This is a genomic window from Siphonobacter curvatus (assembly GCF_002943425.1).
Lineage (GTDB): Bacteria > Bacteroidota > Bacteroidia > Cytophagales > Spirosomataceae > Siphonobacter > Siphonobacter curvatus.
This window is the reverse complement of the sequence record NZ_PTRA01000003.1, coordinates 199490-214968: the sequence shown is the minus strand read 5'-3', so window position 1 is coordinate 214968 and position 15479 is coordinate 199490. Positions and strand designations below refer to the sequence as shown.

The 15479-nt window shown below is 52.4% G+C and carries 12 protein-coding genes; 5 read left to right on the top strand and 7 right to left on the bottom strand.

Going from position 1 to position 15479, the window contains the following annotated elements; all coding sequences use genetic code 11:
* Positions 1–213 precede the first annotated feature (213 nt).
* Entirely contained in the window at positions 214–2025 is a 1812-nt protein-coding gene (locus C5O19_RS17995; RefSeq protein ID WP_104714773.1) for an ArnT family glycosyltransferase, read from the top strand.
* Positions 2026–2084: 59 nt separating this feature from the next.
* Here the strand turns inward: C5O19_RS17995 and rpmH are convergent, their stop codons facing one another.
* Entirely contained in the window at positions 2085–2243 is a 159-nt protein-coding gene (gene rpmH, locus C5O19_RS17990) for a 50S ribosomal protein L34 (protein WP_093208143.1), read from the bottom strand.
* A gap of 500 nt (positions 2244–2743) precedes the next feature.
* On the opposite strand from rpmH, the gene C5O19_RS17985 reads away from it, so the two are divergent.
* On the top strand, positions 2744–3202 hold the full coding sequence (locus tag C5O19_RS17985; protein WP_094814933.1) for an RrF2 family transcriptional regulator: 459 nt from the start codon (positions 2744–2746) through the stop codon (positions 3200–3202).
* 33 nt (positions 3203–3235) lie between these two features.
* Here the strand turns inward: C5O19_RS17985 and C5O19_RS17980 are convergent, their stop codons facing one another.
* Genes C5O19_RS17980 through C5O19_RS17955 form a run of 6 tightly spaced genes read right to left on the bottom strand, consistent with a single transcriptional unit; the run spans position 3236 to position 11485 of the window.
* Entirely contained in the window at positions 3236–4081 is an 846-nt protein-coding gene (locus C5O19_RS17980; RefSeq protein ID WP_104714772.1) for an N-acetylglucosamine kinase, read from the bottom strand.
* A gap of 36 nt (positions 4082–4117) precedes the next feature.
* Entirely contained in the window at positions 4118–5296 is a 1179-nt protein-coding gene (locus C5O19_RS17975; protein ID WP_104714771.1) for a VWA domain-containing protein, read from the bottom strand.
* A gap of 6 nt (positions 5297–5302) precedes the next feature.
* Positions 5303–7528: a DUF5682 family protein gene (locus C5O19_RS17970; protein ID WP_104714770.1), complete on the bottom strand. Its 2226-nt coding sequence runs from the start codon at positions 7526–7528 to the stop codon at positions 5303–5305.
* Positions 7525–8604, bottom strand: a complete 1080-nt coding sequence (locus C5O19_RS17965; protein ID WP_104714769.1) for an ATP-binding protein — start codon at positions 8602–8604, stop codon at positions 7525–7527. The genes C5O19_RS17970 and C5O19_RS17965 overlap by 4 nt, the downstream gene beginning before the upstream one ends.
* Before the next feature lie 29 nt (positions 8605–8633).
* Positions 8634–10139 carry a DUF5691 domain-containing protein gene (locus C5O19_RS17960; protein ID WP_104714768.1) on the bottom strand — a complete coding sequence of 502 codons (1506 nt, stop codon included), beginning with the start codon at positions 10137–10139 and terminating at the stop codon, positions 8634–8636.
* Positions 10140–10144: 5 nt separating this feature from the next.
* Positions 10145–11485: an SWIM zinc finger family protein gene (locus C5O19_RS17955; protein ID WP_104714767.1), complete on the bottom strand. Its 1341-nt coding sequence runs from the start codon at positions 11483–11485 to the stop codon at positions 10145–10147.
* Between the two features lie 244 nt (positions 11486–11729).
* On the opposite strand from C5O19_RS17955, the gene C5O19_RS26070 reads away from it, so the two are divergent.
* The 3 genes from C5O19_RS26070 to C5O19_RS17945 all read left to right on the top strand — a co-directional run bounded on the left by C5O19_RS26070 (position 11730) and on the right by C5O19_RS17945 (position 15387).
* Positions 11730–11900 carry a hypothetical protein gene (locus tag C5O19_RS26070; protein WP_165796056.1) on the top strand — a complete coding sequence of 57 codons (171 nt, stop codon included), beginning with the start codon at positions 11730–11732 and terminating at the stop codon, positions 11898–11900.
* 74 nt (positions 11901–11974) lie between these two features.
* Positions 11975–13213, top strand: a complete 1239-nt coding sequence (gene rocD, locus C5O19_RS17950; RefSeq protein WP_104714766.1) for an ornithine--oxo-acid transaminase — start codon at positions 11975–11977, stop codon at positions 13211–13213.
* A 194-nt stretch (positions 13214–13407) separates the two neighbouring features.
* Entirely contained in the window at positions 13408–15387 is a 1980-nt protein-coding gene (locus tag C5O19_RS17945; RefSeq protein ID WP_104714765.1) for a sialate O-acetylesterase, read from the top strand.
* The last annotated feature ends 92 nt before the right edge of the window (positions 15388–15479 follow it).

The window sequence follows — 15479 nt, the reverse complement described above, 5'->3', positions numbered from 1 at the left end:
CGGTCGGAGTTTTTTACTGCGAGTATACCCATTTTTTCGCGATTCTGTCCCGCTCTAGCGACGAGTTTCGCCAGCATTTCGGCGAAATCCATGGAATGAGGTTCTTTTGTTCAGCGGTATCGCAGGGATACGCCTATCCCATGGGTTCATTAGAGAAGCTTCCGGTTGTGTGTAATTCAATTGTATCTTTGGACCGTTTGAAAGCTGTATGGAATGAAAAACAAAAACCTCACGACTGAACCGACCCCCGTTTCCACTGCCGGAACCTCCCGAATCCTCCTGTACGTATACGCCGCTTTGTTAGCTTTGATTGGATGGTTTGTTTTTCAGTACATCTTCGACAAGAAACTTTCGCTAACCGGCGATGCTACGGATTACTACATGTTAGGTAAAGCCATTGCTCAGGGGGATGGCTACGTGGGCATCACGGGTCCGGAACGCGTACCTGCCAATCACTTCCCGCCGGGATATCCCTTTGTGATTGCCCTGATCATGCGGTTGTTTTCGGACAAAACGACGACCATTCAGGCCTTCAATGGCTTTTTCTTGGTAGTATCCCTGTTACTACTATTCGACATGTTTCGCCGCATGGGCCGGAATATTCATCTGGCTTTTGTCGGGGCATTACTGGTGGCTCTCAACTTCCACATTTTACAGTATGCGACCATGATGATGAGTGAAATGACGTATTTCTTCATTTCGCTACTGGCGCTGTGGTTCTTCGTAAAGTCAGACCTCAAACGTCCAGCCTGGAAAGATCCCTACTTCTGGGGCTTTGCTCTGGGCGTGGTGGCTTCGTACTACGTGCGGCAAACGGGACTGATGATGCTGGGCGGAGCCGGACTCTATCTGTTGGTTCGGAAGAAATGGCAACACATCCTTTTCATGGGTGTGATTTTCGTACTGGGCGTGTTGCCCTGGCAGATCCGGGCTTCGAAACTGGGCGGTGATAGTCACTTGAGAGATATGCAACGAATTAATCCGCTTCGGCCCGAAGAAGGAGTGGTACAGGGTTTCGGCGGCTGGGTAGAGCGTTTCTGGCACAATACCGAACGCTATATCACGCGTGAGATTCCCAGTGCCACACTGAGTACGAACGTGGAGGATTACGCTTCATCCGTTTCTTCGGGGGAATGGCTGGCTGGACTCGCGCTGTTGGCTCTGATTACGTTAGGTTGGTTCCATTTGCGACAGTATCGCTTACTCATGGCCGGGTATGCAATGGCTACCTTCGCTCTGTTACTGATTTACCCGGAAGTCTGGACGGGGAACCGACTGATGCTACACCTGGTCCCCTTCTTCGTGTTTTGTGGGCTGTATGGGCTGTATTACCTGATTGGACTAGGACTGGAAAAAGTACGGGTAACCAGCCCACTGGTTCGGCGGGTGGGGGTTCCCTTTCTCTTCCTGTTTTTAGTACCCAGCTTTATCGGGCAAACGGCTACGGAAACGCGACCCGGCGATGGGATCAAGTTTCTACGGCAGATGGCCCGGATTCCCAGCTACGACCCGGCTCACGAAAACTATTTTCAGGCCGCAGCCTGGATTAAGGAGTACGCTCCCCAAAACTCCATGGTGGTATGCCGCAAACCCAGCTTGTTCGTCGTTTTCTCGAACAGCTACGTAACCACGTATCCCTACACGGAGAACCAAAAGGACTTTCGGGAGTATCTCACCAAACGCAAAACCAACTTTGTGGTAGTTGACGCTCTAGGCTATTCGTCGACCCCCCGCTACCTGATTCCTTACGTGCAGGCCAACCCCGATCAGTTCGAGATCGTCCTGCAATTGCAGAATCCGGATACCTTTCTCTGTCGTTTCCATCCTGAATTGGGGTGGCACGGTCCCTACAACGACAAAGGCATGCCGGCTGGGAAAGGCGAGTATCGCTTCGGTGATGGTCGCAAGTTCGTGGGTACGTTCAGCGACGGTCGCATGCTATCGCTGACGGGCGAAGGTACGTTCTATGATCCGCAGGGTAAGGTACTGGGTCCCGCTACGTTTGTAAACGGTCAGCAAAAGTAAAGGCAAAAAAAAGAGAGCAACGGTTGCCGCTGCTCTCTTTTCCTCAATTGGGAAGAATCCTATTGCTTGTGACGTTTTTCGTCAGAAACGGTCAGTTTCCAGCGACCACGTGCCCGACGGGCAGCTAGTACACGACGTCCATTAGGAGTGCTCATCCGCTCGCGGAAGCCATGCTTGTTGCGACGCTTGCGATTTGATGGTTGGAAAGTTCTTTTCATTGCCTTATCTATTTATTTGGTTATCTGTTATCCGTACAGGCCGTTGAGCTTGAGAACTGACAACGGATAACTCATTTTTCCAGAATCGAGCGGCAAAATTAGCCATAAAATTCTGTTTCACAAGACGTCCCCTTAAAAAAAGGATTTTTTTCTCTGTTTTTGGTGTTAGAAAATGAAAATGGGTCAGAATGAGAGGGTTTCAGTGGAATAGAATGGACTTATGGATAGGATAGTTGCAGTAGAAGTCCAGGAGGTTGATACTTGCGGATTTGTTTCTGTTTAGGTCGCATCTAATCAGTTACGGACCGATGGATTCTCATTTTAGTCCGGAAAATAGCATTGCATATTCCTGCAAAAACCCTTCTCTTTGCGATTCTTTTTCGAGAGAAAATACCGTAGCGCGTTGCCTTTCAACCTAGGTAACGGATAGATGTGGTAAACTTTTTGTAGATTCAAAGCAAAATTGAACAAGCCTTTACCCGGCTTACTTCATCGTTAATATGATTTCAAAAAAAGCCAAATATGCTCTCAAAGCCCTGAAAGTGTTGGGTCAGGAGTTTGGGAACCAAAAACCAGTACTGATTTCCTATATTGCCGAGCAGGAGAAAATCCCCAAGAAATTCCTGGAAGCCATTTTGCTCGATTTGCGGAATCACGGCATTCTGCAAAGCCAGAAAGGGAAAGGTGGTGGTTACATGTTACGAATTCCACCAGCCGAAGTAAACTTTGCCAAAGTACTGCGAATTATCGACGGTCCGATTTCACCCACGCTTTGCGTTTCGCTGTATTTCTACGGAAAGTGCGACGACTGTGCCGATGAGCATACCTGTACCTTACGGAATGTCATGCGGGACTGGCGGGACGCCAACCTTCACGTACTCGAGCAAACGACGATTGCCGACTTACTGGAGAACAAAGCGGCCGTGAATCTCGAAACACCCCAAACGAATATCGAGTAATAAAAAAAGGCTGGTTGAACCAGCCTTTTTTTATTACTCGGGTTGATGGTAGAGCGTCAGTCCCGCAATGGGTGTTTCCATAATCACACCGATGGTTACGCCCTTTTCCCGGGCTATTCTTCGAATAATGTCGGAGTAATAAAACGCTACCGATCCGGTCAAATGCACGCGGTAACTCGCATAGTCGGGGTATTTGAGAATGTATTTGTCGAAGAACAGTCGAAAGGCATCAGCGGCCAGTTGATAGGCAAAGGGATGCGTACGATTATCGAACAGAAATTTGGAGAAACCCGCGAAATAGCGATTCGGAAAAGGTTTCTGATACGCATTTTCCAGTACCGTATCCCGATTGACGGTGGGATACCGCTTCTCGAATTTTAGCTTCAGTTCTTCCGGTAATTCGCGGTGCAGATACGCCTGAACCAGGGTTTTGCCCAGATATCCCCCACTCCCTTCATCGCCCAGCCAGAAACCCAGCGTATCGACTTTGTATTGAATATCTCCGTTAGCGACCTGACAGGTATTCGAACCCGTTCCCAAAATACACGCAATGCCTGCGTCACGTCCGCATAGGGCCCGGGCCGCTCCCAGCATATCGGAATGAGCTTCGATGTGCGTAGCTTCGGGAAACACCGCCGATAGCCCCGCCTGGATGATTGCCGCCTTTTCCGGCCCGCTCACGCCCGCTCCGTAAAAGAAAATTTCCGTAATGGGTTCCGTCACTTTTGGTTTCAGACTCAGCGACAGTTCTTTAGAAATCTCTTCCGAGGTCTGGTAAAAGGGATTGAATCCCACCGTACGGGCCTGCGACACGCTTCCATCGGCGGCCAGCATACGCCAGTCGGTTTTCGTTGATCCACTATCTGCAATCAGTTGCACCTTTGTTTCGTTTAGACGTGATTCTCAGCGATTGGGTTAGCCTTTCAGGGCAATTTCCCGATCACCCGCCCACTGTTTCAAATCCTGCTTATTAATGGCTGCGGCCATGACTTCTGGGAACATATCGGGCGTACAGGCAAAAACGGGAATGCCCAGATCCCCTAAAAACTTGGCATTTCCGTGATCGTAATACGGGGCTCCCTCGTCATTCAAAGCCAGCAGGCAAATCAGCTGAACGCCCGAAGCTACGATTTCCTGCACGCGTAGCCGCATCTGAGCCAGATTTCCGCCTTCGTATAAATCCGTAATCAGAACCAGAATCGTATCGTTGGGTTTCTGGATGACCTGTTGACAATAGCCCAAGGCCCGGTTAATGTCCGTACCGCCCCCGAGTTGTACACCAAAGAGCAAATCAACCGGGTCGCGTAGGTCTTCCGTCAGATCGACCACTTCGGTATCAAATACGATCATTTGCGTTTTGATGGCCGGAATGGATGCCATGACTGAGCCGAAAATTCCGGAATAGACGACAGAACTCCCCATCGAACCCGACTGATCCAGGCACAGCACCACGTCTTTTAGTGAACGCCGCGTTTTTCGCCCAAAGCCAACCAGTTCTTCGGGAATGATCGTCTGATAGGTTGGCTGGTAATACTTCAAGTTTTTGCGGATGGTACTGGGCCAGTCCATTTCACTCAACCGCGGACGACGGTTCCGAACGCCCCGATTTAGAGCCCCAGTAATCGACTGAATGGTATTTTGAGCCAGTTTTTCCAGTAACTCATCCACTACTTTTTGCACGACCCGCCGGGCCGTATCGCGGGTTTTTGAAGGAATCAGCTTACCCAGTTCCATCAGCGTAGCCACCAGATGTACATCGGGCGTAGCTTGTTCTAAAATCTCCGGTTCAAAAAGTAATTTCTTTTGTAATTCCGGCTTTTGCAGGGCGTCCTGCTGCATCACCTGTACCACCGACGCCGGAAAGTACGTGCGAATATCGCCCAGCCATCGGGCTACGTTCGGTTGCGAAGCGCCCGACCCACCCGCCCGTTCGGGGCTGTACTCAAATTTGCCGCGTATTTCAAAGTCGTACAGGGCCGACAAAGCCTTGTCAATCTGGGCTTCCGTAGGGTCGAGAGCCACGCCTGTGCCATCGGCCTGATCGCCTCCCAGCAGCAATCGCCAGCGCTTGAGCGTTTCTTCGTGTATCGCCATGTGTGCTTAATTCAGTCCCAGTAATGCTTTCATCGGTGATAAACTGGCTTCCGCTCGTTCCCAATCGAATTCGCCTTCGGCCCAACTCGTCTGCACGGCCGTTTCCAGCGTTACGGGCGGTTGTTTAGCTTTTTCACCCAGCTGGCGGCGTTCGGCTACTTCGAAGGTCGCAAAGGTCCGACGCAGGACGGGCAGTAACTCCATGAAGGTTTCCCCTGCCAGCTCAGCCACCCAGGTATACAGCAATTTCCAGAGAGCCGGATCGTAGAGCAGAATCAGCCCACTGCCGCTTAAAAAGCCCTCCAGCCAGGCCGCCGAATCGCTTGGTTCGTTGCCTTTCGACAAGGCTCGTTCAAACCGCTGCGTCATCTGTTCCTCTTCCAGTACTTTACTGTCAAAGAGCAATCGCGTACTTCCGCCGGTAATGAGAGCGGGCAGATGTTCTTTCGTTGCCAGCATCCATAAGGTATCCCGCCAGGCCTGCACCAGCGATTCGCGTTCGAGCAGACGTACGGATTCATCCACCTGACGAATGAGTCCGAGCATCCGGCGGGCGTTTTCGTCATCCAGTCCGTAACAGGCCGTAGGCAGGCCAATGCAGATTCGCGTCAATAGCCCTTCCACGACCTGCATGAGGGTGGATAAGTCCGTTTTCCGAACGCTTCCGTACCGACTCACCGTGACCAGCGGTTGCAGGGCCATCATCAGTTCCTGCATATCCGCCGACACCGTCGCCAGTTCACTGATCTTATGAATCAGGCCGTCGAGTACGCCAAACAATTCCGCCGGAATGGCTGCTTCCAGTTTTTGAGCCAGTTCGGTAATGGAGGTACTCCGTTGGGTCTGGTCGAGCAGATACTGCGTGGCCGCGTCTTCAATCCGGTTCCCCCAAATGGCTTTTTCAATGAGCTGAAGAATCGCCTCCGGACTCCATCGCAGTTGCCAGCCTTCCTTAAACGTCCCTTTCCCGGAACTACCCGTCAGACTGCCCCAGGGCACCTCCAACACCCGCAGGCGATGCAGAAAGATACTCCGGGAAAGATCGAGGTCTTTGCGAAGGTCCAGCTCCAGAAACTTGGTCTCTTCCCGAATTTCAAGGCGTAACTTCTTGGCAATCGTTTCAAAATCGGTCTGAATAGGCAATTTTGGTAGTTCGTCGGGCACCTGTCCCATGCGGTGAGCTACGATCAACTCCTTTTCTACCAGTCGCATCAGAATGCCGTCGCCCATGCACATCACCGATTGCGTAGCTTCATTCAATTCGTTCAGACCTGGACGCGGGAGATTCCGCAAAGTCGCCAGTGAATCCGCCAGTCGGAAAGCTTCGATAATATGAGCCGTGGACACGTCCATCTTCTGGCGACGAAAGAGCCGGGCTACGCGGGTGAGCCATTGTTCGCCCCGGTCTTCGGGTTGATACCAGCGGTGCTCGTACCAGCCCGGCGAGTGAATCCCGGCCCCGTACCCACTCCACCAGCTCATGCGGGTGTTCGTCCAGGGAATCCAGGTCAGGCGTACTTTAGCTTTGGGTAAGCCTTTGACGAGCGGCGTATCCTCCTTTTTGGTCGTTTTCAGATCGGTCAAAGCCGGCACGTGCCAGGCTCCGCAGACCACGGCGATGTTGGCAAATCCCTCTTTTTGAGCTTCACGAATATGTTGCCGCATGAAGGCTTCCCGGATCGCATCCTGCTGCGGCGTCGGATGGGCCGAAGCGGCCCGAGCCGTTTCCATGGTTAGCTGTACCGCCTCGAAATAAGCCGCCGAATCCCCGATGCGGGGGTCCTGTTCGAAGCGTTCCTCCCACCAGTCGTGATAGGTTTCGTAGCCCGCCAGTTCAGCCAGCGTATGCAGCGGCGAAATTTCCCGTTCGGGAGCCTGCTCTTTTTGCAGGGAGTCGATTTTGGGTGCCTCCTCCTTCGCCAGCGAATGCAGTAAAGGCATATCGGTCATGCGTACGGGCACCGCGTGCCGATGAGCGTATTGCACGGCCACCCATTCGGGGGAGTACTCGACAAAGGGGTAAAATACGGCTTTCTGCGGCTCATCGGCGTCGTAAGCGAGCACGGCTACGGGCGGCTGTAAATCTTTGTGAGCCGTCCAGTGCAGCAACTCCGTCAGTTCGGGCGGCCCTTCCACCAGAATCAAATCGGGCTGAATCTCCGTGAGCCGCTGCTGCACCCGCCGGGCCGAACCTACACCGTGGTGGCGAATGCCCAACAAATGAATCGTCATAGCGTCAGTTCCTTGCAGGCCCGGTACAAATCGCGGTAGTTTTCGCGGGTCTTCAGTACCGTTTCCAGGTATTCATTCCAGACTACTTTATCTTGAACCGGATCTTTCACCACGGCTCCGATCAGACCCGCAGCCAGATCTTCCGCCGTTACCCGGCCATCGCCAAAGTGAGCGGCCAGAGCCATTCCGTTGTTCATCACGGAAATCGCTTCGGCGGTACTCATCGTACCCGAGGGCGTTTTCAGCTTGGCTTTGCCGTCCTGCGTAGCCCCCGAGCGTAATTCGCGGAAGATGGTAACCAGTCGCTGAATTTCAGTCAGGTGGGGAAGCTCCGCCGGTAATTCCAAGGCTTTGGAAAGACTACTCACCCGGCGTTGTACAATGCTGACTTCTTCATCCATACTTTCGGGTACGGGCAGAATAACCGTATTGAAACGTCGCTTCAAGGCACTCGATAATTCATTGACGCCCTTATCACGGTTGTTGGCCGTGGCAATCACGTTGAAGCCTTTGGTGGCCTGTACTTCCGAATTCAGCTCGGGAATGGGCAGGGTTTTCTCCGAAAGAATGGTAATCAGTGTGTCCTGTACGTCGGCGGCAATCCGCGTTAATTCTTCGATCCGGGCAATTTTCCCGTCCTGCATGGCCCGCATCATGGGCGTTACGACGAGGGCATTCGGGGAAGGTCCCTCGGCCAGCAGGCGGGCGTAATTCCAGCCGTAGCGAATCGCTTCTTCCCCCGTACCAGCGGTTCCCTGGATGAGCAGCGTAGAATTGCCCGATACTGCAGCCGCCAGGTGCTCAGCTACCCAGGATTTAGCCGTACCTGGCAAACCGTACAGCAGCAGAGCCCGGTCCGTGGTCAGGGTCGCGACGGCGATTTCCATCAGGCGGCGACTGCCAATGTATTTGGGACTTACTTCGAATCCGTTTTTCAGCGTACCGCCCATCAGGTACGTTACGACCGATTGCGGCGTCAGGACCCAGTTGGGGGGCCGCTGACCGTTATCCTGTTTCCGCAGTTCTTCTAATTCTTCGGCAAATTGCTCTTCGGCGTGTTGGCGTAAAGCGTTCATTTCTTCGTGAAAAGTAGGTTAGAAAACAGTTATAAGGCTTCGATGCGTTGACGAAGCTGAAGGATTTCCTTCAGTAGAACGATGAGTTTTTCTTCGCCCGACTGGTAATACGAAGGCGTATCCGAGGGCCGAAGGGCATCCATCTCCGCGTCGCTCAGCGGGTACCAGTACGCACTGGCCTGGCGAACAAATTCCAGATACACGTGCGAGTTTCTGACCAGCTCGAACGATTCCCGCAAAATATGTTTGCTCAATTTCGACGACCAGGGAGCGGTCAGTAATTCGGAGCGTTGCATACTCAGCTCCCGGAACGAAACGATGGTAAAGATTTTCTCCCATTCTTCCATCGTGAAGGAAGTAAGGCCGGGATACGGAATATGTGCTTTCGCCAGTATGCCAAAGAGTTCAGGGACGCGAAAACGAACGGACGCCTCCATCAATGATACGTAGCGGGCGTACGAGCGGTCCGCTTTGGCTTTTTCTACGGTGAAAAAAGTAACTACGCCGGGCCAGTCCGTTTTGAGTTCTTCTTTCCACACCCTGGGATCGATCAGTACCAGGGCTTCGGTAAACCAGTATTCGATTAGCGATTGGTACTGATAGGAATCCGTAGGTTGGGCCGCAAAGCCCCAGTGCTGGTGAAAGCGTTCCATCGAAAAGAACGCATCTTCGGTTTCGGGCAGTACCAGTTTGGGATCAGAAGAAACTAGTCCCAATAGTTTTTTTTCGCGAACGACATACTTCCGCATTTCCTGCTGCACCAGCCGCCGTTCGGGCGAATCGGGTAAGGTGGCCAGCAGACGGATGAGCAGTTGACGGGTTTCCTGCTGAATGGGTTTATTGCCCTTGAGTTCCTGTTGCACCTGCCGGAGAAAAGGCTCGTCGGCGGGGGACAAATCCAAAAAGAGTACGTCCAGAAAATCCTTGCGTTCGCGGGCGTTGAGTTCGGGCCAGGCTTGTTCGAGTCGCTCGCGGGCGGCGGTGGGGTTTTGCTTTCGCAGGGTCGTTAATACCTGCTTGCGTTCACTGATCTTGCCTTCCTCCCAGCTCGCCTGCGAAGCTTTGGTTTTCCAGGGTTCGTAAAAATTCCGCAACCACTCGCCCCGTTTGCCCTGCACGGGAATCAGGGCTTCCTGTACGGAATCAAGTCCGATATTCAGCAGCGATACCAGCCAGGCGGGCGGCACAATCCAGTCCTTCTGAGCTATTTTTTGTAATAATAAACCCAACAACACCGGATTCAGCGGCTGCTGATCCAGCAGGGTTTTAAGGATGCGAACGGCCTCCGCTGAGGCAACGGCCTTTTCTTCAGCTTCAGCAATGGGTACGCCCGGCGATTCCAGTACGGGAGCCCGGCGACCCGCCCGCTCGTACTGATGGGTAAGAGCGGCGGCCTGTAAGAAAAAACCTTCGCGGTCCTGCGGATTGGCCTGAGCCAGTGCCTGCTGAAGGGGTTCGGGCAAGGTTTCGGGGGAAAACCTGCCTTTCTCCGTTCCCAGCAACGCCACTTGTACGAGTTCATTCCAGGTATTCATGCGGCTTAAGAAGGTAAGAGTTGGTACTGATCATCCAGCCAAATTCCGAGCGGATAGACCGTACCGTCGCTGTAGCGTACCGATAAGGTCAGGGGATTTCCGCCACCGAGAGCCAGCAGATGGAAAATTTTCATTTCGTAAAATTGATCCGAGAGCGGTACAACCCGGTTTTCAGTATCCCGCAATACCCATTGATCGCCTACCCGTACCAACGATACCTTTTCTATCCACAGCGGAATTTGATCAGCCCAGGGTTGAATCAGCCAGATTTGGTTCAGGAACGCTTCTGTCTCCAGCCAGTTGGCAAATGCCAGCGGTGGTGTATGTAAAGTGGAATAGCCGGAATGATTACTAACGATCGCCCGAAAAGGAAAAGCCGAGGGAAAGAAGCGTAACTCCGCCCGGGAACTCGTGCCCGGTACCAGGGGCGTTTCGATGCCCGCATTCTGATACGCGAAATTCAGTACCAGTGCGATGCGGTTCGTCTGGTGACCCCAGAGCCAGTTTTGCTGCACGGTAATCCGCTCTTCTTCCCGCGTCAGGCGACCCAGTACCAGCCAGTCATCGGTGACGACTTCGCCTTCAGAATCCAAGTCTTTGGCCGAGCGGCTCCAACCGAGGGCCGTTTTAATATCTTCCTGTACGGGTATGGGCAAGGAATCCAGATTTTTGAACGCCTCCGTCCAGACAAACAGCTTGGTACACTGTTCCAACACCTGACTCTGCCAGTCGGAGCCCGCGTACGGAATGGCATTGAAGGCTTTCACGGCATTCGCCAGTCCGGTAGCCTGAGCATCGACCATGCGGGCGGCGGTCTGATCAAAATGCCGGTAGCCGCGTTCGGGTACGTTTAGGGTTCCCGTTCGCACCATATCCCGCAACCACTGGCCCAGCTCCGTAACGCCGCCCTGTACTTTTCGCAGGCGTTCCTGTTGCCGTTTCTGTCGATCCTTTTCTTTTTGCTCGTCCGTTGCGGGCGAGGCCACCACGGATTCAGCGGCTTTTTCGGCTTTCGTCTGGCGTTTATCCATCCACTCGCTTACCCAACCGGGTTCTTCGGGCGGAGACTGAAAGGCAGGTGAGGATTTAGCAAAGAGTAACAACAGGCCCAAGCCGTGTTTGCAGGGAAATTTCCGGCTGGGGCAACTGCATTTAGAGGCCATTTGCCCCAGGTCTATCTGGGTGCGGTAGGGATCCTTGCCGCTCCCCTGTAGCTCGCCCCACAGGACGCGGTCGTTGAATGCCAGCGTCAGCCATTTATTCTCAACGGCTAAGGCTTTGCCTGCTTTGAGCGAAGCAGCATCGGGAGCTAATGAAACGACTTGTTCTTCCGTTATTGAATTCACGTGGTTCGCTTAATACAACATCCTTCAAGGGGGTAAAGAAAAACAATGATCCGGAAAATGTCCGTATTAGCCAGCCAAGGCAAGGCGCAAGCTTCTCCTCATCTGACAGAAAATCAAAGACTTAGTTCCGTCATTTTTTTTCCAGGATTATTCCTTTTTCGTCATGAAAGCTCCGTTGTTGTTTAGGTGACCCGCCCAAAATCCGGGCTTTTTTTCGTAGCTTAGGCCATCTAACATGCATAGTATGGCCGATTTATTTCACAAACAAACCCTCTTTTTCCTATGCCCGAGCAAAGCCCGGCGGACGGCTACGGCGGGTACCTTGTACGGTCATTTCTGTAAGCTTCACCGCATCCGTACCTCCTCCGATCAACTGCTCTACGTCATAGCCACGGCGGGTGAAATTCCGCAGTAGTACCGCTTTCCTGGTTTTATATAAACGAAGGGCCGCCGCCTTTCGGTTTTCTTCCTTTTCACCCCTAGCTAGCGATGTACACGACGTTTGAATCCCCTACCCAGCGAGCCATTGCCCTGGAAGAGCGATACGGTGCTCACAATTACCACCCCCTCCCCGTAGTCCTGAGCCGAGGCCAGGGCGTATACGTTTGGGATGTGGAAAATAAACAGTATCTCGATTTTCTTTCCGCGTATTCAGCGGTCAATCAGGGCCATTGCCATCCCGCGATCATTGCTGCGTTAACCGAACAGGCCCAGCGACTGACGCTGACCTCCCGTGCGTTTTACTCCGATAAACTCGGCGAATGCGAAAAGTATCTGGCCGAATATTTCGGTTACGACAAGGCCCTGATGATGAATTCGGGCGTGGAAGGCGGCGAAACGGCTCTGAAGCTCACCCGGAAATGGGCGTATAAAGTCAAAGGCGTTGCTGCCGATCAGGCCAAAACGGTATTCGCCGCCGGAAACTTCTGGGGTCGTACGCTGGCCGCCATCTCGGCCTCGACGGATCCCGACAGCCGGAACGAATACGGACCTTTCCTGCCCGGGTATGTCATTATTCCCTACAATGATCTGACGGCTCTGGAAGAAACCCTGGCCGCAGATCCGACCATCGCCGGTTTTATGGTAGAACCCATTCAGGGTGAAGCGGGCGTAGTCGTACCCGACGAGGGGTATCTGCGGGGCGTTCGTGACCTCTGTACGAAATACAACGTACTCTTCATTGCTGACGAAGTGCAGACGGGTCTGGGCCGTACGGGTAAACGACTGGCCTGCGATCACGAAGGCGTTCGTCCAGACATCCTGGTACTAGGCAAAGCTTTGTCGGGTGGCGTGTATCCCGTTTCCTGCGTCCTGGCTGACGACGAGATCATGCTGACCATTCGCCCCGGCGAACACGGGAGCACCTACGGCGGAAATCCCCTGGCCTGTGCCGTCACCATGGCCGCTCTGGATGTGATTCGGGAAGAAAAACTCGCCGAAAACGCCGAACGAATGGGCGAACTGTTTCGCCGCCGCATGGGTGAACTCAGCCAGAAAAGTGATCTGATTACGCTGGTTCGGGGAAAAGGCTTACTCAATGCCATCGTTATTAATGACACCGAAACGAGTAATACCGCCTGGCAACTGTGTCTGGATTTGAAAGACCGGGGGTTACTGGCCAAACCTACGCACGGTAATAAAATTCGCTTTGCCCCACCCCTGGTGATTACCGAAGCTCAGATGGAGGAGGCTTGTGCTATTATTGAGCAGGCCGTGCGGTCGAAGTAATTGATCTTTATCTCTTCATTCAATTTTTCATAGCCTAAGGATTTCCTTCTTATCATCGGAAGGAAATCCTTATTTTTTGTACCGCTTACTAGTAAAAGCCATTCATCCTGTAATTTTGAAGACGAACTACATTCGCCTACTCTTAGAAACGCTTTCTTTGTAAAGCCAACGAAGAAGAAGCCCCCGTTTTAACTATGAAATACCTTCTACCTTCCTTTAATACCCCTTTATTAAGTTTACTAGTGGGGTTATTGAGTACGCTTTCCGTGAGCGCCCAGCAAGTGGGCTGGGTCACGTTCGATCAGCTTCCCCGCGATAATCAGCTTTATGCCCGCGACGATAACAATACGGCCCTTGTACCGATCTCAGGCCGAACGACGGGTACGGATTGGGAATATATGTCGGTAATTACGTATCGGAACAATCAAAAGTATTCCTACCACAAAGCGGCCTTTACCTTTATCCCCAATACGACCCGGGCAACCTTTCAGTTGTCGCCGACCATCAAGGCCGAACTCGCCGACTATTCCTTTCAGGTGTACTGCTGCCGTAAGCAGGATTCGGTACTGATGGCCACTCGATCGGACGTGGTGGCGGGTGATTTTTTTGTAATCCAAGGGCAATCCAATGCCAATGCCCTCAAGCCTTACAACTATAGCGGTAAATATGCCCGCACCTTTTCGAGTACCCCCGCTCAGAGTCCGAATGGGGTTTCCCAAGCCGATACGAACTGGATTGACGCGGGTTGGGCCGTTTCTCCGGTCGGTTATTGGGGCCGGGAATTACAGCGGCAAGTAATCGAAACCTATAAAATTCCCGTTTGCGTGGTCAATGGAGCCTTTCCGGGTACAAAAATCGACCAGCAATTAGGCGGTATTTACGACCATTTGCTGTACCGGATTCAAAAATCCCGCATCAATCGCATTCGGGCGTATTTTTATTACCAGGGTGAAGATGACATCCTGGGCTTTACGGAAAATTATCCGGCTCAGTTTGACCAGTTGCAGAAGAAGTGGCAAAAGGATATGCCCCTGGTCGACCGCTTCGTCATTATGCAGCTCAACCTACTCGCTTCCGCTAATTATACGGCAGGAGCCATTCGGGAATTGCAGCGAAAAAGCCCAATACTGTATCCGAAGAATGACCACTTTGCTACCGTAGGATTACCCTCTTATGACGGCATTCATTATGAAGTACCGGGTTATCAGGAACTCGCCGAACGGCTTTTCCGCTTTCTTTCGCCCAAACTCTATAAATCCACGGATACACTGCAGGTTCGTACCCCTAACATCCAGAAGGTATTTTACGGAAACGCCGAAAAATCGAGTATCGTCCTGGAATTTGATGCCAACCAGACGATGGTATGGCCCGCCGATCAGGTAGTAACCGACCTATCCGGCAAATCGGTTACCGTCAGCCTAAAAGACTTTTTTTACCTGGACGGCAAGGAAACTTCCGTAGCTCCCGTCGCTTCGGGGCAGGCCAGCGGCAATCAGGTAGTACTGACGCTTCGAAATCCAATCGCAGCAACGAAGCTTAATTATCTGCCTTCGTACAACATCCGGTCGGATATGCGTTTTTTCCCAGGACCCTTTTTGTCAAATAGCCGGGGGCTGGGCGCATTTACTTTTCACGAATTTCCAATTGCAACGGCCATTGAGTTATCCCTAAAAGCTCAACTCAACCGGAGTGTCGTCTCGCTGAACTGGCCAGCCGTAACGAATGTCCAGCGTTATCGGCTGGAGCGGAAGACGGCTTCATCCAACACCTATGAATTACTAGCCGAACTCAAGGGTGAGGCCACTTCCTACGAAGATCTAACTACGGAACCCAGCCAAACCTATACGTATCGGCTAAAGGCCATTAGTGCCGTTTCGGAATCACCGTACGCTTCCGCTGAAATTCAAAGTCCTGCTTTATCAGAATCGTACTTAACGGCGAACTGGCGGGTTATGCCTAACCCCGCCACCACAAACGTCTCTCTGAGCTTTGGAGCAACGCTGAAAGGGACCTTGACACTATCTAGTTTGCAGGGTGCAAAACTGGCCCAACGGGAGATTTCCGACGAAAAATCGGCGGACTTGAACGTGCAAACGCTTAAACCCGGTATCTATGTACTGACGCTGGTGACTGATACGGGTCTGAAAGTAAGTAAACGATTGATGAAGTATTAAACCGTCGAAAGTCTAATCGAATTCGGCTGATGTATGCAGGGGCTATCCACATGGATGCCCTCTGTTAGTTTTTACTTAGTACCAGACACCTT

Coding starts and splice junctions, on each gene's coding strand:
- C5O19_RS17965 (WP_104714769.1), bottom strand. CDS start 8,604: ATGAACGCTTTACGCCAACACGCCGAAGAGCAATTTGCCGAAGAATTA.
- C5O19_RS17995 (WP_104714773.1), top strand. CDS start 214: ATGAAAAACAAAAACCTCACGACTGAACCGACCCCCGTTTCCACTGCC.
- C5O19_RS17970 (WP_104714770.1), bottom strand. CDS start 7,528: ATGACGATTCATTTGTTGGGCATTCGCCACCACGGTGTAGGTTCGGCC.
- C5O19_RS17960 (WP_104714768.1), bottom strand. CDS start 10,139: ATGAATACCTGGAATGAACTCGTACAAGTGGCGTTGCTGGGAACGGAG.
- rocD (WP_104714766.1), top strand. CDS start 11,975: ATGTACACGACGTTTGAATCCCCTACCCAGCGAGCCATTGCCCTGGAA.
- C5O19_RS17985 (WP_094814933.1), top strand. CDS start 2,744: ATGATTTCAAAAAAAGCCAAATATGCTCTCAAAGCCCTGAAAGTGTTG.
- C5O19_RS17975 (WP_104714771.1), bottom strand. CDS start 5,296: ATGGCGATACACGAAGAAACGCTCAAGCGCTGGCGATTGCTGCTGGGA.
- C5O19_RS26070 (WP_165796056.1), top strand. CDS start 11,730: ATGGCCGATTTATTTCACAAACAAACCCTCTTTTTCCTATGCCCGAGC.
- rpmH (WP_093208143.1), bottom strand. CDS start 2,243: ATGAAAAGAACTTTCCAACCATCAAATCGCAAGCGTCGCAACAAGCAT.
- C5O19_RS17945 (WP_104714765.1), top strand. CDS start 13,408: ATGAAATACCTTCTACCTTCCTTTAATACCCCTTTATTAAGTTTACTA.